Genomic DNA, 18,809 nt, shown 5'->3' with positions numbered 1-18,809 from the left:
TGACATCCATCGATATGGTGGGCGATAGTTTTGAATATCGACCTTCATCAATTTCTTCTCCGACCCGCACAGGAGCGCCGTGAGTATCCAGACCGACCAGACGACCACCCGTGGGGGAGAGGCCGACGTCGTCGGCAAGCTCTCCACCCTTGACCGCTTCCTGCCGGCCTGGATCGTCGCCGCGATGGCCCTGGGGCTGGGGCTGGGCAGCCTCGTCCCGGGCCTGGACACCGCCCTGGACTCGGTCAAGGTCGGCGAGGTCTCCCTGCCGATCGCGATCGGCCTGCTGGTGATGATGTACCCGGTCCTCGCGAAGGTCCGGTACGACCAGACGCGCCGCGTGGTCGCGGACCGCAAGCTCATGGTCTCCTCCCTGGTGATCAACTGGGTGCTGGCCCCGGCGTTCATGTTCGTCCTCGCGTGGGTGTTCCTCGCGGACCTGCCCGAGTACCGGACCGGGCTGATCATCGTGGGCCTGGCCCGCTGCATCGCCATGGTGATGATCTGGAACGACCTGGCCTGCGGGGACCGCGAGTCCGCCGCGGTGCTGGTGGCGATCAACTCCGTGTTCCAGGTGTTCGCGTTCGGCGCCCTGGGCTGGTTCTACCTGCAGCTGCTGCCGTCCTGGCTGGGCCTGCCCACCACCAGCGCCGACTTCTCCTTCTGGGCCATCACCGCCTCCGTGCTGATCTTCCTGGGCATCCCGCTCGTCGCGGGATACCTCACCCGCACCCTCGGCGAAAAGGCCAAGGGCCGCGACTGGTACGAGGACAGGTTCCTGCCCAAGCTCGGCCCGTGGGCCCTCTACGGGCTGCTGTTCACCATCACCCTGCTCTTCGCCCTGCAGGGCGGGAACATCACCGCGAGGCCGCTGGACGTCGCCCGGATCGCGCTGCCGCTGATGGTCTACTTCGTCGTCGTGTTCGCCGCCGGCATGCTGATCGGCAAGTGGCTGGACCTGGGCTACGCGAAGACCACCACGCTGGCGTTCACCGCCGCGGGCAACAACTTCGAGCTCGCCATCGCCGTGGCGATCGGCACCTTCGGCGTCACCTCCGGCCAGGCCCTCGCCGGCGTCGTGGGACCGCTGATCGAGGTCCCGGCCCTGGTCGCCCTCGTCTACGTGGCGCTGTGGGCGCGCAAGCGCTTCTTCGCCCCCGCACCCCTTTCCGCCTGAGCCCCGCAACCATCCTGGAGAACACCATGAGCACCGAAACCAAGAAGCCCTCCGTCCTGTTCGTCTGCGTCCACAACGCCGGCCGCTCCCAGATGGCCGCCGCGTTCCTCACCACCCTCTCCGCAGGCGCGGTCGAGGTCCGCTCCGCCGGGTCCCAGCCCGCGGACAAGGTCAACCCGGCCGCCGTGGAGGCCATGGCCGAGCTGGGCATCGACATGTCCGCCGAAATCCCTAAGGTCCTCACCACCGAGGCCGTGAAGGAATCCGACGTCGTGATCACCATGGGCTGCGGCGACGAGTGCCCGTTCTTCCCCGGCAAGCGCTACGAGGACTGGGTCCTGGAGGACCCCGCCGGGCAGGGCGTGGACGCCGTCCGCCCCATCCGCGACGAGATCAAGACCCGCATCGAGGCCCTCATCGCCTCGCTGACCCCCGCCGCCAAGTAGCGGCCCCGCACCGAGCAGCAGGAGAAACCCGTGAGCACCGAACAGTTGATCATCATCGGGTCCGGCCCCGCCGGCTACACCGCGGCCATCTACGCCGCCCGCGCCGGCCTGGCACCCCTGGTCCTCGCCGGGTCCGTCACCGCGGGCGGGGCCCTGATGAACACCACCGAGGTGGAGAACTTCCCCGGCTTCCCCGCCGGCGTCCAGGGACCCGAACTCATGGACGGGCTCCAGGAACAGGCCGAGAAGTTCGGCGCGCGGGTCGTGTTCGACGACGTCACCGAGGTCCGGCTCGACGGGCACCTCAAGCTCGTCGTGACCGGCGCGGGCACCGTCCACGAGGCGCCCGCGGTCATCCTCGCCACCGGCTCCGCCTACAAGGAGCTCGGCCTGCCCGAGGAGAAGAGGTTCAGCGGCCACGGCCTGTCCTGGTGCGCGACCTGCGACGGGTTCTTCTTCCGCGACCAGGACATCGTCGTCGTCGGCGGCGGGGACTCCGCGATGGAGGAGGCGACGTTCCTGACCCGCTTCGCGGCCTCCGTGACCGTCGTGGTCCGCAAGGGCGAGCTGCGGGCCTCGCGGATCATGGCCCAGCGCGCCAAGGGCAACCCGAAGATCAGCTTCGCGTGGAACTCCGCGGTCACCGGGATCCACGGCGACACGAAGGTCACCGGCGTCACACTCACCGACACCCGGACCGGGGACACCCGCGAGCAGGCCGCCACCGGCCTCTTCGTCGCGATCGGCCACCTCCCGCGCACCGGACTGGTCGCCGGGCAGGTCGACCTCGACGCCGAGGGCTATATCAAGGTCGACGCGCCCACCACGGTCACCAACCTCTCCGGCGTGTTCGCGTGCGGGGACGCCGTGGACCACCGGTACCGCCAGGCCATCACCGCCGCCGGCACCGGCTGCGCCGCCGCCCTGGACGCCGAGCGCTACCTCGCCGCGCTCCAGGACGCGGACAGCATCGCCACCGCGCTGGTGGAAGAACCCACCCACGCCTAACGGACCACGGAGGGGAGGGGGTGAGGACCATGCGCACCGGATGCTGCGGAAACGGCTGCTGCGACGAGGACCAGGGCTGCTGCTAGGCGGCCCCGCCCGCCGGCCCCGCACGAGGGCCGGCGGGCCCCTCCCCAAACCACCACCGACCACGGACGAAACAGAGGACCCCATGGACACACCGAACACCCTTCCCGTCGCCGTGATCGGCGCCGGCCCCGTGGGCCTGGCCGCCGCGGCCCACCTGCTCGAACGCGGCCTGGAACCCGTGATCTTCGAAGCCGGTCCCAGCGCGGGTGCCGCCATCGGGCAGTGGCGGCACATCCGGCTCTTCTCGCCCTGGCGGTACAACACCGACGCCGCCGCCGTCCGCTTGTTGGAGGCCGCCGGCTGGGAACACCCCCGGCCCACCGCCCTGCCATACGGCGGCGAACTCCTCGAGAACTACCTGGCCCCGCTGGCCGCGCTCCCGGCCATCGCCCCCCGCCTGCACACCGGGGCCCGCGTCGCCGCCGTCACCCGGGCCGGCATGGACAAGACCCACACCCGCGACCGCGACAGCACCCCCTTCGTCGTCCGCGTCGACCACCGGGACGGGGAAACCCGGGACCACACCGTGGCCGCCGTCATCGACGCGTCCGGCACCTGGGATACCCGCAACCCGCTGGGCACCTCGGGCCTGCCCGCCCTGGGCGAGGACGCCGCCGCGTCCCGGATCTCCGCCCCGCTGCCCGACGTCGTCGGCCGGGACCGGGACTCGTTCGCCGACAAGCGCGTCCTGGTCGTGGGCGCCGGGCACTCGGCCGCCAACACCCTCATCGGGCTCGCGGACCTCGCCAAGGGCGCCCCGGACACCCGGATCCTCTGGGCCGTCCGCGGACCCGACGCGGAGAAGGTCTTCGGCGGCGGCGACGCCGACGGGCTGCCCGCCCGCGGGCAGCTCGGCTCCCGGCTCCGCCGCCTCGTGGAGGCCGGCAGCATCGAGCTGCACACCGGCTTCGGCATCGCCTCGCTGACCCCCACGGACGCCGGCGTGGCCGTCGCGGCCGTGGACGGGCGCGTCCTGGACGCCGACACCGTCGTGCCCTGCACCGGGTTTCGCCCGGACCTGGACATCCTGCGCGAGCTCCGGCTCGAACTGGACCCCGCCGTCGAGGCCCCCCGGGAGCTCGGCCCGCTGATCGACCCCGAGTTTCACTCCTGCGGCACCGTCGCCCCGCACGGCGCGAAGCTGCTGGCCCACCCGGACCGCGACTTCTACATCGTGGGCATGAAGTCCTACGGCCGGGCCCCGACGTTCCTGCTGGCCACCGGCTACGAGCAGGTCCGCTCCGTCGCCGCGGCCCTCGCCGGGGACCGCGCGGCCGCGGACACGGTCCACCTCGAGCTCCCCGAGACCGGGGTCTGCTCCTCCGATTCCGGCACCAGCTGCGACACCCCCGCCGCCGCGGCGGCCGCGGCCGAGCCCGCGGAGGCCGGATGCTGCGCCGCGCCGGAACCGGTGCTGGTCGGCTTCCCCACCGGACTCGCGCACGGCCGCTCCGGCGCCACCGCCTAACCCACCCGCACCGACCAGCACAGGAGCGAGACCATGACCGAACACCGCGACACCTCACAGGGGCTGCAGGACAACACCGAGCTCCTGCACCGGATCAGCCACCGCCTCGCCGACAGGTTCGCCGGGGTCTTCGCCGCCGAAACCGTCGAGCGCTACGTCTTCGAGTCCTACACCGCCCTCGCCCGCACCGCGAAGGTCACCACCTACCTGCCCGCGACCACCGAGCACTTCGCCGCCGACCGGCTCAACGCCCTCGCCAAGTCCAAGGGCACCAGCGTGTCCGAGGTGCCCGAGGTGCTGTTCGTCTGCGTGCAGAACGCCGGACGCTCCCAGATGGCCGCGGCCCTGCTCACCGTTGAGACCAAGGGCAGGATCCGGGTCCGGTCCGCCGGCTCCCAGCCCGCGGCCGAACTCGAACAGGCCGTCGTGGCCGTGATGGCCGAAATGGGGGTGGACCTGACCAAGGAGTATCCGAAGCCGCTCACCGACGACGTCGTGCGCGCCTCCGACGTGGTCGTCACCATGGGGTGCGGGGACTCCTGCCCGATCTACCCGGGGAAACGCTACGAGGACTGGGAACTCACCGACCCCGCCAAACAGTCCCTGGACACCGTCCGGGACATCCGCGACCAGATCCACGCCCGGGTCAAGACCCTCGCCGCCTCCCTCCTCACGAAGGAAACCACCCAGCCATGACCCACCAACCGACCACCGAACCCGGAGGCCCGAAGGCCCCGTCCGTCCTGTTCGTATGCAGCAAGAACGGCGGCAAGTCCCAACTCGCCGCCGGACTGATGAACCAGCTCGCGGCCGGGACCGTCACCGTGCACTCCGCCGGCACCAAGCCAGGCAGCTCGCTGAACTCCCAGTCCGTCGAATCCCTGGCCGAGCTAGGCATCGACATCGCCGGCGAACACCCCAAGCCCGTCACCGACGACGTCCTCGACACCGTCGACGCGGTCATCGTCCTGGGCACCGAGGCGAAGCTCGAGCCCCGCCCCGGCACCCGGTTCGAGGTCTGGGACACGGACGAGCCCTCCGAACGCGGCATCGAGGGCATGGAACGCATGCGCATGGTCCGCGACGACATCAAGGCCCGCGTCGAGAAGCTGTATAAGGAACTGACCGGCAACTAAACGCATCTCTGGCCGCTTCCCGACAGTTTTGTCGAAATGTCCGCTATTATCGGGATATGACGATTGGTAATGAGGCCTCGGACGGCTGCGGGCGGCTGGACCCGGCTGCAGCGCTATTCCATTCCCTAGGAGACCCGGCCCGCCTGGCCATAGTGAAGCGAATGGCCCGGGGGGAGGTCAGGGTCGGCGAACTAACCGGCGAATTGGGACTGGCCCAGTCGACGGTGTCGGCCCACGTGGCCTGCCTGCGCGACTGCGGACTCGTGGAGGGCCGGGCGCAGGGACGCAGCGTCTACTACTCGTTGTCCCGGCCAGAGCTGATGGACATGCTGGCACAGGCCGAAATCCTGCTGGCCGCGACCGGCAACGCGGTGGACCTGTGCCCCATCTACGGCACCGCCGCCCGCGTCGACGGAACCGCGGCGGAGGGCATCCGATGAGCGACGCCTGCGGCTGCGGCGACGGGACGACAACCACGGACGAATTGGGCGATGAGGAGGCGCAGGGCTTCTGGCAGGTCACCGAGATCCGGGCCGCCGTCGTGTCCGGCGCGCTGCTGCTGGCAGCCTGGATCGCTTCCCTCGCGGGCGGGCCGGAATGGCTGACCCTGCCGCTGGAGATCGCCGCGCTGCTGATCGCTGCCTGGACCTTTGTTCCGTCCACGCTGCGCCGCCTGGCCAAGGGCCAGATCGGTGTGGGCACCCTGATGACCATCGCCGCGGTGGGGGCCGTCGCCCTCGGACAGTTCGAGGAGGCGGCCATGCTCGCCTTCCTCTACGCCATTTCCGAAGGCCTCGAGGAATACTCGCTGGCCAAGACCCGGCGGGGCCTCCGCGCCCTGCTGGACCTCGTCTCGGCCGAGGCCACCGTGCTGCGCAACGGCACCCAGGTGGCCGTCTCCCCGGCGGACCTCGTCCCCGGTGACCGGATGGTCGTGCGCCCGGGGGAGCGGCTCGCCACGGACGGCCGGATCGTCACCGGACGCACCTCCCTGGACACTTCCGCGCTAACCGGCGAGTCCGTGCCGGTCGAAGCCGGCCCCGGCACCGAGGTGTGGGCCGGTTCCATCAACGGCACCGGACCGCTCGAGGTCGAGGTCACCAGCACCGCGGAGAACAACTCCCTGGTCCGCATCGTGCACATCGTCGAGGCCGAGCAGTCCCGGAAGGGCCCCGGCCAGCGCCTGGCCGACAACATCGCCAAACGCCTCGTCCCCTGCATCCTCATCGCCGCGGCGCTGATCATCGCCTTCGGGTTCATCGTCGGCGAACCCGCGCTGTGGTTTGAACGCGCCCTGGTGGTGCTGGTCGCCGCGTCGCCCTGCGCGCTGGCGATCTCCGTGCCCGTCACCGTCGTGGCCTCCGTCGGTGCGGCCAGCCGCATCGGCGTGCTGATCAAGGGCGGCGGCGCGCTGGAGACCCTGGGCAGGATCCGCACCATCGCCCTGGACAAGACCGGCACCCTCACCTGCAACCGGCCCGCCGTCGTCGACGTCGCGACCGCCGGCCCGGCGACCCGGGACGACGTTCTAGCGCTGGCCGCCGGACTCGAGGCGCGCAGCGAGCACCCGCTCGCCCGCGCCATCCTCGCCGCGACCCCGCACCGAGCGGACGTCACCGACGTCGACACGATCCCGGGGGCCGGCCTAGAGGGCCGGCTGGGGGGCCGGAGGCTGCGCCTGGGCCGCCCGGGCTGGATCGAGCCCGCCGAACTGGCCGCCGGCGTGGAACGCATGCAGCGCTCCGGCGCGACGGCGGTCCTGATCGAACACGACGGCCAGCTGGTCGGCGCCGTGGCGGTCCGCGACGAGCTGCGCCCCGAGGCCCGCGAAGTCATCGCCCGGCTCACCCGCTCCGGCTACACGACCGCGATGCTCACCGGCGACAACACCATCACCGCCGAAGCCCTCGGCAAGGAGGCCGGCATCGCCGAGGTCCACGCAGACCTGCGCCCCGAGGACAAGGCCGACATCATCCGCCGACTCAAGAGCGAGCGGCCCACGGCGATGGTTGGCGACGGCGTCAACGACGCACCCGCCCTCGCCACCGCCGACACCGGCATCGCCATGGGCGCGATGGGCACAGACGTCGCCATCGAAACCGCCGACGTCGCCCTCATGGGTGAGGACCTGAACCACCTGCCCGAGGTGCTGGACCATGCCCGGCGGACCCGGCGCATCATGCTGCAGAACGTGGGCCTGTCTCTGCTGCTGATTGCGGCCCTGATCCCGCTGGCCCTCTTCGGGGTCCTCGGCCTGGCCGCGGTCGTCCTCATCCACGAACTCGCCGAGATCGTCGTCATCGCCAACGGCGTGCGCGCCGGGCGGATTCCCCGGAACAACCAGCTGGCCGCCCGGCAGGCGGGCCCCGTCCTGGAACCCGCGTCCTGAGGCCCCGTCCTGGGGACGGTCCGGGGCCCCGCGCCCTCCGGCACGGTTCCCCTGCCCCCGACCCCGCCGGACCGAACCAACGGATGCCGTCCACACTGATACACGAACAGAAGGAACATTCACCCGTGAGCTCCACCCCGCACACCCCCGCCCCCGCCGGACGGAAGAACGCCAAGATCGTCGTCTGGGCGCTCCTCGCCGTCGTGGTCCTCACCGGCGTCGTCGGGTACTTCGTCACCCGCGCACTGGCAGCCCAGGAACAGCCCCCCGCCGGCACGGGCCAAGTCGTGCGCGAGAACAGCCGGGTCCTGTCCCAGGCCCCGGACGAGAAGGCCGTCCTGGTCGAGTTCCTGGACTACGAGTGCGAGGCCTGCGGCGCTGCCTACCCGTTCGTCGAGGAACTGCGCGCCAAGTACTCCGAGAACGTCACCTTCGTCCACCGGTACTTCCCGCTGCCCGGGCACCTGAACTCCATGAACGCCGCCGTGGCCGTGGAGGCGGCCGCCGGGCAGGGCGCCTACGAGCCCATGTACAAGAGGATGTTCGAGACCCAGGCGCAGTGGGGCGAGTCCGCCGACAACAGGAGCGACCTGTTCCGCACCTACGCCGAGGACCTCGGCCTGGACATGGCCGCCTACGACGCAGCCGTCGCGGACCCGGCCACCAAGGAACGGGTCGAGGCCGACGTCGCCGACGGCACCGCCCTCGGCGTGACTGGCACCCCGACGTTCTTCCTCGACGGCAAGATCGTCATGGTGCAGAACCTGGACGAGTTCGAGGCCGCCGTCGCCGCGACCACCGCGAACTGACCGCACGCCCAATCCAGGAGAGCGCCCCCATGACCACCTCGCAAATGTCCGACCGCGCCGCGGCCGGAAACCCCGAAACAGCGCTGGGCCCCCGTTTCGCCGGCCCGAGCGCCTTCGGCCTCGTCCTCCTAATGACGGGGGCCGTGGGCTGGATCGCCTCGGCCATCCTCGTCCTGGAGCGCCTGGCCCTGTACGAGAACCCGGGGCACGTAACGAGCTGCGACGTGAACCCGTGGGTGTCCTGCGGGCGGGTCATGGGGACCTGGCAGTCCGAACTGTTCGGGTTCCCCAACCCGCTGATCGGGATCGTGGCGTTCGCTGTCGTCCTCGCGACCGCGATGGCGGTCCTCTCCGGCGCCCGGCTCGGGCGCTGGTACTGGGCCGGACTGCAGGCCGGCGTCACCCTGGGCATGGTGTTCGTGGTGTGGCTGTGGAGCCAAGCCCTGTTCGAGATCTACATCCTGTGCCTGTACTGCATGGTCGTGTGGGCAGCGATGATCCCGCTGTTCATCCTGCTCACCGCCCGCAACCTCGCCCACGGCGTCATCCCCGCACCGCCGGCCGTCGCCCGGTTCGCCACCGGCTGGGCCGGCACGCTCGTCGCCACCGCCTACGTCCTGGTCGCCGGCTCCGTGTTCCTGCGTTTCCTGCCCGCCTTCACCGGCATCTAAACCCCGCACCCAGACAACCGGGCGGCTTCCGCCCCGCACCGCAAGGAGACACGAGCGATGGGCGGACACCACCACGCACCGCAGAGCCACCGGGGACGCCTCGCCATTGCCTTCGCGATCACTGCCACCATCCTGGTCGCGGAGGTTATCGGAGCGCTGATCACCGGGAGCCTGGCCCTGCTGGTTGACGCGGCGCACATGCTCACCGACGCCGGCGGCCTGCTGATGGCCCTGATCGCCGCGACGCTCGCGACGCGCCCGACCACCTCCCGGCGGACCTGGGGGTACCTGCGCGCCGAGGTCCTCGCCGCCGGCGCGCAGGCCGCGGTCCTGCTGGCCGTCGGCGTGTACGTCTTCAGTGAGGGCATCCAACGCCTCGTTTCCCCTCCGGAGATCAGCTCCAGCGGGCTGCTGTTGTTCGGCATCATCGGCCTGGTCGGCAACATCGCCTCCATGCTGGTGCTCAGCGCCGGCCGTGGCGCCAACCTCAACATGCGGGCCGCGTTCCTCGAGGTCGTCAACGACGCACTGGGATCCGTGGCGGTCATCGTCAGCGCCATCGTCATCGCCACGACCGGTTGGGAACGGGCCGACGCCCTGGCCGGCATGCTCATCTCCGTGCTCATCGTGCCGCGGACCCTGAAAATCCTCCGCGAGGCCGGCAGCATCCTGCTGGAGACCGCGCCCAAGGGACTGGATCTAGAGGACGTCCGCGCCCACATCCTCGCCCTGCCCCACGTCCGCGGCGTGCACGACCTGCACGCCTCGCTGATTGCGAGCGGCCTGCCCACCCTGAGCGCCCACGTCGTCGTCGAGGACTCCTGCTTCTCCGACGGCCACGCCCCGCAAATGCTCGACGAGCTCCAACGGTGCGTGGCGGAGCACTTCGACGTCAGCGTCGAACACTCCACGTTCCAGCTCGAACCGTCCACCCACACCGACCACGAGCACGCAACGCACGACTGAGCCGGGCGCCCGCGCAGCCTAGGGCTTCGCGGTGCGGCCCTAGATGCCTTCGGCGAGGGTCAGCGCGATGAGCACGACATTGAGCCCGACGATCAGCACGGCACTGGTCCACCCGGCGATCCGCAGGGGCATCGCGTCCACGTGGGAGCCCATCACCCGGTGCGATCCCGTGAGCCGGATCAGCGGAATCAGGGCGAAGGGAATCCCGAAGCTGAGCAGCACCTGGCTCAGGATCAGCGCGAGCGTCGGTTCGATCCCGCCGCCTAGCACCAGCAGGGCCGGGATCAGGGTGATCAGCCTCCGCAGCATCAGTGGGATGCGGACCTTGAGCAGCCCGCCCATGATCGTGGCCCCGGCGTAGCAGCCGACCGAGGTCGATGCGACCCCGGAGGCCAACAGTCCCACGCCGAAGACCACCCCCACCACCGGGCCCAGCGCGGAGACGATGGCCGCGTGGGCCCCGGCGATCGTGTCGGTTCCCTCGACCCCGCGCAGGCTCGACGCGGCCAGGAGCACCATCGAGATGTTGACCGCCCCGGCGACCGCAAGGGCGCCAATGACGTCCCACCGCGTGATGCGAATCAGCCGGGTCCGCATGTGTTCGGTGGGCGCGAATCCGTGCCGATCCCGGGCCAGGGCCGAGTGCAGGTAGATCGCGTGGGGCATCACCGTCGCGCCGAGCATGCTCGCCGCGAGCAAGACGGTGTCCACCCCGTCGAAGCGGGGGACGAGTCCGCCGAGGACGTCGCCCGGGGCGGGCAGGTTGACCATCAGCCCGGTGACGAAGCCGAACGCGATGATCGCCAGCAGCACGATCACCGCGTTCTCGAACGAGCGCTGGCTGCGGTGGGATTGCAGCATCAGCAGCAGCATCGACGCGGCCCCCACGATGAACCCGCCCGTTAGCAGCGGCAGCCCGAAGAGCAGATTCAGGGCCACTGCCCCGCCGATCACCTCGGCCATGTCCGTCGCGGCTGCCACAAGCTCGGCCTGCGCCCAGTAGAGCCTCCGGGGTGCGGTCCTCAGCCTCCTGCCCAGAAACTCGGGCAGGCTGTGCCCGGTGGCCAGCCCCAGCTTCGCCGACTGGTACTGCACCAGGACCGCCATCAGGTTCGCCACCACCAGCACCCAGACCAGCAGGAACCCGTACCGGGATCCGGCGGTCAGGTTGGCCGCGACGTTGCCCGGGTCCACGTAGGCGATAGCCGCCACGAACGCCGGACCCAGCAAGAGGAGACGGCCGGTCAGGCGGCGCCGCCGCGCGGACAGGTCCGAAGCGCGGTTCCCCTGCACGGGCGACGGCGGCACTGTCGGATTTTTAGGCACGCCTAAATCGTACATTCCGAGTGTTAGCTTTGGGAGCCCGGGACGGCCGTCTTCCGCCGTTGATGCCGCCTCCGCAGCTCCTTCCTGCTGGAGCCCGTGGCGAGAGCGGCGTCGCATGGCGATGTGAGGGCGCCGCTCCTCTTCCGGCTGCAACGTGTACACATCCCACCGAGTAGCTGGTTCGCACTGCTGTTGCCATCTACTGACATGGAGCGCTCAGCAAGCATTTGGCGGTACAACAGGACGGGGTAGGGCAGGCGAGAACTGACGGGGTTGTACCAGCCTGCGAACGGGGCTACCAACTACTCCCCGGTCGACCGCGCCGCCGATGGCTACGAGGTTTGCCTGGCCGTCGGGGGCGTCTGCACGATCCCTCCGAGCAGACGCTCGGCGTCCGCAACGTCTTCCAGCCGCATAACAGCCTCTCCACGAAGGACTTTGGTCATGCGGTCATAGCCGGATCCAGTGAGTGTCGCGTAGGCACGAATGCTGTGGCCTTGGTCCCTTAGCCGCTGGTTGATCCTAACCGCGAAGGAATGCTGCAGGCGGGCGGCCTCGACGCGTGAAATCTCGAGCTCAGTCGTGCCCGTGAGCCACTGGATCTCGGAGAGTTTTCCAAAATGTCTGCGGTCCGGTGGTGCAGCCATGTGGCGGGGGCGAAATCGGGGGTCGCTCATGGGTTGATCCTATGTCGCGGCGGGTCGGAGTGCGGCCACGGCGAATGTCTGATAGACATAAAGTATGTAGGTCTAATAGACACAAACCGGCTGTTACTCGGCTGGTCCCCCCGGCAAAAAGGCAGGACATGAAAGCAGGGAAGCAAGCCGCAACGGCAGATCCGTACCGGAATCTTGCCAACCCCAACGACCACCCTGTGATCGCCTGGACGGATGCCGCCGGGGCGGCGCGTACCTCGGTCGCGGACGCGCGATGCCTGCGGCACGGGCTGGAGACTGCCCGCAGGGCACGGCGGCCAGCGAACTATCAGCACCGCCGTAATTACGAGGGGTACTACTGGTGGGCCGGCAGTGGTGAAAGCGTCTGGTACGAGTCGATGACCGAGTACGCCGTACTCATGGAACTAGATCACAGCCAGCGTCTGGCCAAGGTGGCGGCCCAGCCGTTCTGCATACTGTTCAACGACGGTGCCCGCCACTATCCGGACTACTTTGCCCTCCATGCCTCCGGCAGCCAGGTCGTCTACGACGTGCGCCCCGCGGACCGGATCGATGAAAAAGCTGAGATGCAGTTCGCCAAGACTCGCGAAGTCTGCGAACAAATCGGTTGGGGCTACGAGGTCCTGCATGGAGCGACCGGCGTGCAGAGGCACAACCTCGAGTGGCTAGCCGGTTACCGACACCCCTACATCACCCCCGAGGCCCCGGCGCGGTCCCGGATCCTTAGGGCAGCCGAGGAGCGCCTTCCCCTCGCCACTCTGGCCGCCGGCCTCGATCCGGAGCTTCCGGCTAGGTTCATCCCAGCGATCTACCACCTGCTGTGGGCCAGGGACCTCACCTACAACCCATCCAAGCCCCTGGGCTGGAACACCCTGATCGGAAGGAGCAGCCGTGGATAGCATCCGGCTCGGAGACACCCTCAGCCTCGAGGACGGTGAATACATTCTCGAAAGCATCTCGGGGGCCAGCCTGGGCCTGCGAAACTCCCGCACCGCCGAGCGGATGGCCGTCCACGTGAGCGCTCTGCCTGCCCTGCTGACGACTCCGCCGAATTTCGGGCCCGGAGACCCCGGCCCCCGGTCCCTGGAACGGGCAGATCCGGAGGACTCCGAGCGCGCCGCAATCCTGGCGGGCCATCTGGAGGAGATGCTCTACGGGACGCCCCTGAATGGAGGTGCGCAGCGGAGTGACTACGACCCCGGGGTGGCAAGCGGGACCCTGCGGACTGAGCGAAAGGCACGCGAGCTTGTTAGCGGCCATGAAAAACTGCCCATAGGCGGCCACGAAAGTGCCCGCTGGCGGCCAGCAGAACTGCCCGCCGGTGGCCATGAGATCTGCCCACTTCCTTACTTGTTCCTGCCGCGTCTTTAAGCGGTGGGGGCCTCTCCCTGCGGTTTGATGACGGTGTCTAAGCGCACCAAAAGCGAACCAGGAAGAGGCCCTGTATGAAGTCTGACGGAGAAATCATGGAAATTCTTGCTGCCTACGATCTGACCGGATCGTTGCGCGCCACCGCGGAGCTCACGGGCTGCTCGCACCACACCGTTGCTAAACACGTCACCGCCCGTGACGCGGGCCGGCCGATCGGGGAACCCGCGGCCCGCGGCCGGGTCACCGACGCGTTCCTGCCCAAGATCGAGGAATGGATCGAAGCCTCCAAGGGCCGGATCCGGGCCGACAAGGCCCACGAAAAGCTCCTCGCTCTGGGCTACACCGGTTCGGAACGGTCTACCCGCCGGGCGATCGCGCAGGTCAAAGCCGCGTGGCGGCTGGGCCACACCCGCGTCCACCGGCCGTGGATCACAGAACCGGGGATGTGGTTGCAGTACGACTTCGGCGACGGGCCCCGGATCGGCGGGGTGAAGACCATCCTTTTCGTGGCCTGGCTGGCGTTCTCACGCTTCCGCATCGTGATCCCGCTCAGGGACAGGACCGCGCCGAGCGTGTTCGCGGCCCTGGACCGGTGCTTCCGGATCCTCGGAGGGGCGCCGACCTATGTCCTCACGGACAACGAGAAGACCGTCACCACCGCCCACGTCGCCGGGGTCCCGGTGCGCAACCAGCAGACCCTGGACTTCGCCCGGCACTACGGGGTGACCGTGCTGACCTGCCAACCGGCGGACCCGGCCACCAAAGGCGGAGTCGAAGCGTCCGTGAAACTCGCCAAGGCCGACCTCGTGCCCAAAGACACCAACCTCCGCGATGACTACCGCACCTTCGCCGAGCTCGAGGCCGCCTGCACGGCGTTCATGGACGAGGTCAATCACCGTGAGCACCGGACGACGCGGCGGAAACCCGCGGCCATGCTCGCCGAGGAAGCCCCGCGGCTGCACCGGATCCCGGACACCGCCCACACGGTCGCGTTCGGCCTGGCCCGCGGCGTTCCGGAGAACACCCCAATGGTCACCTTCGAAAACGCCCAGTACTCCGTCCCGGCCCACCTGCTCGGAGCCCGGGTGTTCGTCCGCACCCACGGCACCGGGCCCGGCGAGCAGGTCATCATCGTCCACCACGGCACGACCGGGCCCGTCGAAGTCGCCCGCCACGAACGGGCACGGCCCGGCAGCCCCGCCATCAACGACGAACACTTCCCCGGAACCCGGGCGAAGCTCCCCGGCGACTACGAGGTGAGGGCCCGCAGCGCGGACGAGGCCGCGTTCCTGGCCATCGGCGAAGGCGCCAGAACCTGGCTCGTCGAGGCCGCCGCGGCCGGGACCGCAAGGATGAACGTGAAAATGGCCGAAGCCGTTACGCTGGCCAAAATCGCCGGCACTGATCAGGTCGACCGGGCCCTGGGCGACGCCGCCCTGCACGGCCGGTTCGCGCACCCGGACCTCGCCTCGATCTTGAACGCCAACATCCGCCGCACTACCACCCACGCCGCCAACGAAGCCACCTCCCTCACCCAAGGAACAGGGGCGTGGGCCGCGATCGGCAACCCCGCAACCATCACCACGCCGGAGGAGGCCCGATGAGCCCCGTCACCACGACCAATACCGTGGCTCCGCCGCTACCGGCGGACCTGGAGGCCCTGATGCGGTCCCTGAAAATGCCCCACGCCCGGGCGCTGGCCCCGGACCTGATCGCGACCGCCCGCGCCCAGCGGTGGGAACCGGCCGAGGTCATCAAGGCCCTCTTCACGGAGGAAGCCGCCGGCCGGGCCCGGTCCATGCTCGCTTCCCGCCGCAAAGCAGCCGGGTTCCCGACCGGGAAGACCTTCGAGGCGTGGGACCCTGCAGCGTCCTCCATCCCGGGCCCGACCCAGCAGGCACTGCGGACCCTGGAATGGATCACCCGCAGGGAAAACTTGGTCGTCTGCGGGCCCTCGGGGACGGGGAAGACGTTCTTCCTCGAAGCCCTCGGCCAGCAGGCCGTCGAAGCCGGAATGCGGGTCGCTTGGTTCAGGCTCGAGGACCTCGGCGTCCTCATCCGCGCCCACCGAACCGATGACAGCGTCACCCGGGCCGTTGCCCGGATCCTGCGCGCCGAGCTCGTGGTCATCGATGATATTGGTCTGTTGCCCGTGGCCACGGACGCCGCCGAAGGCCTCTACCGGGTCGTGGACGCAGCCTACGAAAAACGCTCCGTCGCGATCAGCTCCAACCTCCACCCCGCCGGGTTCGATGAGCTCATGCCCAAAACCCTCGCCACCGCCACCGTTGACCGACTGCTGCACCACGCCCACGTCTGCCAGACCAGCGGCGATTCCGTCCGTCTTACCCAGGCCCTCGCCGGAAAAGGAGTGACCCGCTTGAACTGACCAACCCAACGATGGCCGACCCCGCCGAAACGAATCAGTGGGCAGATCTGTTGGCCATAACCGGGCAGTTTTACTGGCCACCAGCGGGCACATCAACTGGCCGCCCATGGGCAGAACGTAATGGCCATTGACACGAGCTCAACGCTCTGGGTATCAAATGCTCCGCGCGCACCCTGTCCCGGTGGGCAAGCGATTACAAGGAACGCGGCCAGGCTGCACTGGTGGACGGGCGCCAGAAACGCCGGCAGCAACCCCTGGGCCGACTCGATGAAAGGGTCAAGGAAGTAATGCTCGCCGTGATCGCACGTGAGACTGCCAAGTCCACAGGTTCGGTCGAACGACTTATCCACACGATCAAGGCGGAGATACTCGCCGCCTATCCCGGCGAGGATGTCCACGTCCCCTCAGACCGGACCCTGCGCCGCCACATCAACGTCCTCACCCGGGGCAAATACACCACGGGCAACGCCGCAAACAGGCGCACAGCCGCCAACGCACCCAAACGCATGTACAGTTCGCGCCCGGCTATCGCTCCGGGACACGAGGTGCACGTGGACTCCTCACCGTTCGACGTGCTGGTGGTGACCGGCCTCGACCAGGAGAACGGAAAGCTGAAGGTCGCACGGGCGAACCTGGTCATCATGCTGGATAAGGCCACGCAGAGCATCATCGCCACCAGCGTGAGACTGCAAGGCGTTAAGGGCGTCGACCTAGCGTTCATGCTGGCCCAGTGTCTCACCCCGCGGCTGCTGCGTCCGCAAGGGCTGGTCGCGTTCAATGAATACGAGCTGAACGACATGCCGTGGGCGAAGTTTCTCTCCGCCGAGGACGCCGCCCGGTTTGAGACCACCCGCCCGTTCATCAAGCCCCAACGCATAATGAAGGACAACGGCTCGGACTATGCCTCCGCGGTGTTCGAATCAGCCTGCACCCGGTTCGGCATCGACACCACCAGCGCGGCCGTACACACGCCCACGGACAAACCGAATGTCGAGCGCGCCTTCCACACAATCAAGACCAAGTTCGCCCAATACCTGCCCGGCTACACGGGTGGCAGCACCGACCGGCGCGGAGAACATCCCGAGAAGGAAGAGCTGCTCGACGTTTATACCCTCGCGGAACTCTTCGAACGGTGGACGGCTATTGTGTGGCAGAACATGAAACACGAGTCGCTGCGCGACCCGTTGGTGCCGTCCATCGTTCATTCTCCAAACTCGATGTACATGGCCATGTTCCCGATGACCGGATATGTGCCGCTGCCGCTCGGGCCCGAAGACTACATAGCCCTGTTGCCCACCCAGCTGCGCACCATCCAGATGGACGGAATCCAGATCGATTACCGCCGTTACGACGCTCCTGAACTACATCTGTTCCGGCTCCGCAACTCACCGGACGTGAACCGGGACGGCAAGTGGACGGTCCACTACAACCCGCACGACCCCAGCGCCGTGTGGATCCGGGACCCCGAGGGAGGCGGTTGGATCCAGTGCAACTGGATGAATCGCGACGCCTTCGCCAGGCCTTTCTCGGCCAGCATCCGCCGCAATGCCCGCGAAATCACCGCGGCCCAAGGGGTGCTAGGGGACGAGGCTAGCACCCGGGCGGCGATCGAGCTGATCGGGCAAACCACTTCGGCGCGCAAGCGCCATGCCGCAGCCGAAGCCCGACGGCAGGCCGCGCGGAATCTGGCTGTCCTGGCCGGTGCAAACTTGCCGCTTCCGGCCGCTACGCCCGCCATCGAGGCCATCAAAATCCGCGACGCCGCGAATGCTGTCCCCGTGTACGACGAAATCGAAATCTTCGACCCAATGAAGGGGCTGGCCAATTGATCTTTAGCCAGGCAGAGACCCCGTCTCTGGACCGTCATGAAGACCTCAATAGGCTCCTGTCACATCAGCCCGCCCGGCCCCAACCTCACACGCTCGAGCAGTATCAGGCTCTGGCCGAGAACGAGCGCCGGGCGTTCGATACGGAGCGGCTGGATTACCTGGGCGGCGGCCTGACGGTCGCCACGCCTCAGGTGCAGAGACTCATCAAGAGCGTGCGGCTGGCCATCCTCGGAAACCGTGGCCGCGCCTCCGGCCGGACTGGGGTGATGGTGTCCGGGAAGTCCACCGTGGGCAAAACCACTGCCTGCATCGCCCTCATGCGCAGCACGCACGCCCTGTTCGGCCTGCAGCATCGAGACTTCGCCGGTCGCGGCGCGATCCCCGTGGCCTACGTCGAAGTGCCCGCCGGCTCGTCGGCCAAAGCCATGATCGGGCGGTTCGCGCATTTCTACGGACTGGAACTGCCCGGACGCTCTACTCTCGAGGAAATCCTTAAGGCAGTTGTCACCGCGATGCGGACTTGCTCCACCCAGCTGGTGGTCGTTGACGAACTGCAGAACCTAAGCAAGCTCAGTCAGGGAAATGGCGAATCCGTCGACGTCCTCAAGAGCCTGTCCAACCAGGTCCCGGCTACCTTCGTATATTCGGGCATCAACGTCCACCAAGGTGGACTCCTGGCAGGTGAGCGGGGAAACCAGATCAGCCGACGCTTCACGCTGCTCGAGATGCAACGCTACGGACATGCCACGGCGGAGGAAACGAAGGCTTGGAACGGCATAGTTATGGCGTTCTCAAACGAGCTACCACTTCTGGCTCATGACAAGAAGGCATTACTCAAGGATGCTGCGTGGCTTCACCGACGTAGCGGAGGCAACATCGGCACCCTTCAGCGGCTTCTGGTCGGGGGCGCTCAGCTACTCATCCTCGAAGGCGACCCCGCGGGTGAAACCCTAACCCGCGAGTACATGGAGGCACTCCCCGTCGACATGGCCGCGGAGAACGCCGGGGGCTTGTTGGAGGAAAGCCCAGCCCTGCGGCAACTGACCGGCTAAACCATGGT

19 protein-coding genes are annotated in these 18,809 nt (G+C 68.5%); 17 read left to right on the top strand and 2 right to left on the bottom strand.

What is annotated here, in order from left to right:
* Positions 1-184: 184 nt before the first annotated feature.
* The 11 genes from arsB (at position 185) to AC0QR5_RS03790 (ending at position 10,157) form a co-directional block, all read left to right on the top strand.
* Positions 185-1,177, top strand: a complete 993-nt coding sequence (arsB, locus tag AC0QR5_RS03840) for an ACR3 family arsenite efflux transporter (protein ID WP_430633890.1) — start codon at positions 185-187, stop codon at positions 1,175-1,177.
* Between the two features lie 26 nt (positions 1,178-1,203).
* Positions 1,204-1,623 carry an arsenate reductase ArsC gene (locus AC0QR5_RS03835; protein ID WP_329863997.1) on the top strand — a complete coding sequence of 140 codons (420 nt, stop codon included), beginning with the start codon at positions 1,204-1,206 and terminating at the stop codon, positions 1,621-1,623.
* Positions 1,624-1,653: 30 nt separating this feature from the next.
* The gene (gene trxB, locus AC0QR5_RS03830; RefSeq protein WP_329863995.1) at positions 1,654-2,631 is read left to right on the top strand and encodes a thioredoxin-disulfide reductase; all 978 of its coding nucleotides are present in this window, start codon (positions 1,654-1,656) and stop codon (positions 2,629-2,631) included.
* 169 nt (positions 2,632-2,800) lie between these two features.
* Positions 2,801-4,186: an FAD-dependent oxidoreductase gene (locus AC0QR5_RS03825; RefSeq protein ID WP_329863990.1), complete on the top strand. Its 1,386-nt coding sequence runs from the start codon at positions 2,801-2,803 to the stop codon at positions 4,184-4,186.
* A gap of 33 nt (positions 4,187-4,219) precedes the next feature.
* Positions 4,220-4,882: an arsenate reductase ArsC gene (locus tag AC0QR5_RS03820; RefSeq protein WP_329863989.1), complete on the top strand. Its 663-nt coding sequence runs from the start codon at positions 4,220-4,222 to the stop codon at positions 4,880-4,882.
* Positions 4,879-5,322 (top strand): arsenate-mycothiol transferase ArsC, encoded by a 444-nt coding sequence (locus tag AC0QR5_RS03815; RefSeq protein ID WP_329863987.1) that lies wholly within the window; start codon positions 4,879-4,881, stop codon positions 5,320-5,322. Before AC0QR5_RS03820 ends, AC0QR5_RS03815 begins: the two co-directional genes overlap by 4 nt.
* A gap of 56 nt (positions 5,323-5,378) precedes the next feature.
* Entirely contained in the window at positions 5,379-5,762 is a 384-nt protein-coding gene (locus tag AC0QR5_RS03810; protein WP_329863986.1) for an ArsR/SmtB family transcription factor, read from the top strand.
* The gene (locus tag AC0QR5_RS03805; protein WP_329863984.1) at positions 5,759-7,711 is read left to right on the top strand and encodes a heavy metal translocating P-type ATPase; all 1,953 of its coding nucleotides are present in this window, start codon (positions 5,759-5,761) and stop codon (positions 7,709-7,711) included. The genes AC0QR5_RS03810 and AC0QR5_RS03805 overlap by 4 nt, the downstream gene beginning before the upstream one ends.
* A 125-nt stretch (positions 7,712-7,836) precedes the next feature.
* A complete protein-coding gene (locus AC0QR5_RS03800; protein ID WP_329863982.1) occupies positions 7,837-8,520 on the top strand; it encodes a DsbA family protein in 684 nt (227 codons plus the stop codon).
* A 29-nt stretch (positions 8,521-8,549) separates the two neighbouring features.
* Positions 8,550-9,191, top strand: coding sequence for a vitamin K epoxide reductase family protein (locus tag AC0QR5_RS03795; protein WP_430633887.1), 642 nt, complete (start codon positions 8,550-8,552; stop codon positions 9,189-9,191).
* Positions 9,192-9,248: 57 nt separating this feature from the next.
* Entirely contained in the window at positions 9,249-10,157 is a 909-nt protein-coding gene (locus AC0QR5_RS03790) for a cation diffusion facilitator family transporter (protein ID WP_329863981.1), read from the top strand.
* Between the two features lie 39 nt (positions 10,158-10,196).
* Here AC0QR5_RS03790 and AC0QR5_RS03785 read toward each other — a convergent pair whose 3' ends face one another.
* Positions 10,197-11,426: an Nramp family divalent metal transporter gene (locus AC0QR5_RS03785; protein ID WP_475372509.1), complete on the bottom strand. Its 1,230-nt coding sequence runs from the start codon at positions 11,424-11,426 to the stop codon at positions 10,197-10,199.
* 389 nt (positions 11,427-11,815) lie between these two features.
* Positions 11,816-12,160: a hypothetical protein gene (locus AC0QR5_RS03780; RefSeq protein WP_329863979.1), complete on the bottom strand. Its 345-nt coding sequence runs from the start codon at positions 12,158-12,160 to the stop codon at positions 11,816-11,818.
* Between the two features lie 128 nt (positions 12,161-12,288).
* Here AC0QR5_RS03780 and AC0QR5_RS03775 point away from each other — a divergent pair, with 128 nt between their 5' ends.
* The 6 genes from AC0QR5_RS03775 to AC0QR5_RS03750 all read left to right on the top strand — a co-directional run bounded on the left by AC0QR5_RS03775 (position 12,289) and on the right by AC0QR5_RS03750 (position 18,801).
* Entirely contained in the window at positions 12,289-13,059 is a 771-nt protein-coding gene (locus AC0QR5_RS03775) for a TnsA-like heteromeric transposase endonuclease subunit (protein WP_329863977.1), read from the top strand.
* Positions 13,052-13,531 carry a hypothetical protein gene (locus AC0QR5_RS03770; protein WP_329863975.1) on the top strand — a complete coding sequence of 160 codons (480 nt, stop codon included), beginning with the start codon at positions 13,052-13,054 and terminating at the stop codon, positions 13,529-13,531. The genes AC0QR5_RS03775 and AC0QR5_RS03770 overlap by 8 nt, the downstream gene beginning before the upstream one ends.
* Positions 13,532-13,605: 74 nt before the next feature.
* Complete coding sequence (gene istA / locus AC0QR5_RS03765) at positions 13,606-15,135, top strand: IS21 family transposase (RefSeq protein WP_237428196.1); 1,530 nt, start codon at positions 13,606-13,608, stop codon at positions 15,133-15,135.
* Positions 15,132-15,920: an IS21-like element helper ATPase IstB gene (istB, locus tag AC0QR5_RS03760; protein WP_237428195.1), complete on the top strand. Its 789-nt coding sequence runs from the start codon at positions 15,132-15,134 to the stop codon at positions 15,918-15,920. The genes istA and istB overlap by 4 nt, the downstream gene beginning before the upstream one ends.
* A 287-nt stretch (positions 15,921-16,207) precedes the next feature.
* On the top strand, positions 16,208-17,749 hold the full coding sequence (locus AC0QR5_RS03755) for a Mu transposase C-terminal domain-containing protein (protein ID WP_329864241.1): 1,542 nt from the start codon (positions 16,208-16,210) through the stop codon (positions 17,747-17,749).
* On the top strand, positions 17,746-18,801 hold the full coding sequence (locus tag AC0QR5_RS03750) for an ATP-binding protein (protein WP_329864243.1): 1,056 nt from the start codon (positions 17,746-17,748) through the stop codon (positions 18,799-18,801). The genes AC0QR5_RS03755 and AC0QR5_RS03750 overlap by 4 nt, the downstream gene beginning before the upstream one ends.
* Positions 18,802-18,809: the final 8 nt, after the last annotated feature.

Source organism: Arthrobacter sp. J156, assembly GCF_056172865.1.
Note: the sequence above shows the minus strand (reverse complement) of the source record. Positions and strands in the feature narration are given on the sequence as shown.

What these genes read in the sequence shown, in the direction of transcription:
- AC0QR5_RS03795 (WP_430633887.1), top strand. Translation starts at nt 8,550, where the DNA reads ATGACCACCTCGCAAATGTCCGACCGCGCCGCGGCCGGAAACCCCGAA.
- AC0QR5_RS03820 (WP_329863989.1), top strand. Translation starts at nt 4,220, where the DNA reads ATGACCGAACACCGCGACACCTCACAGGGGCTGCAGGACAACACCGAG.
- istB (WP_237428195.1), top strand. Translation starts at nt 15,132, where the DNA reads ATGAGCCCCGTCACCACGACCAATACCGTGGCTCCGCCGCTACCGGCG.
- AC0QR5_RS03755 (WP_329864241.1), top strand. Translation starts at nt 16,208, where the DNA reads ATGCTCGCCGTGATCGCACGTGAGACTGCCAAGTCCACAGGTTCGGTC.
- AC0QR5_RS03805 (WP_329863984.1), top strand. Translation starts at nt 5,759, where the DNA reads ATGAGCGACGCCTGCGGCTGCGGCGACGGGACGACAACCACGGACGAA.
- istA (WP_237428196.1), top strand. Translation starts at nt 13,606, where the DNA reads ATGAAGTCTGACGGAGAAATCATGGAAATTCTTGCTGCCTACGATCTG.
- AC0QR5_RS03790 (WP_329863981.1), top strand. Translation starts at nt 9,249, where the DNA reads ATGGGCGGACACCACCACGCACCGCAGAGCCACCGGGGACGCCTCGCC.
- AC0QR5_RS03825 (WP_329863990.1), top strand. Translation starts at nt 2,801, where the DNA reads ATGGACACACCGAACACCCTTCCCGTCGCCGTGATCGGCGCCGGCCCC.
- AC0QR5_RS03815 (WP_329863987.1), top strand. Translation starts at nt 4,879, where the DNA reads ATGACCCACCAACCGACCACCGAACCCGGAGGCCCGAAGGCCCCGTCC.
- AC0QR5_RS03835 (WP_329863997.1), top strand. Translation starts at nt 1,204, where the DNA reads ATGAGCACCGAAACCAAGAAGCCCTCCGTCCTGTTCGTCTGCGTCCAC.
- AC0QR5_RS03780 (WP_329863979.1), bottom strand. Translation starts at nt 12,160, where the DNA reads ATGAGCGACCCCCGATTTCGCCCCCGCCACATGGCTGCACCACCGGAC.
- arsB (WP_430633890.1), top strand. Translation starts at nt 185, where the DNA reads ATGGCCCTGGGGCTGGGGCTGGGCAGCCTCGTCCCGGGCCTGGACACC.
- AC0QR5_RS03775 (WP_329863977.1), top strand. Translation starts at nt 12,289, where the DNA reads ATGAAAGCAGGGAAGCAAGCCGCAACGGCAGATCCGTACCGGAATCTT.
- AC0QR5_RS03810 (WP_329863986.1), top strand. Translation starts at nt 5,379, where the DNA reads ATGACGATTGGTAATGAGGCCTCGGACGGCTGCGGGCGGCTGGACCCG.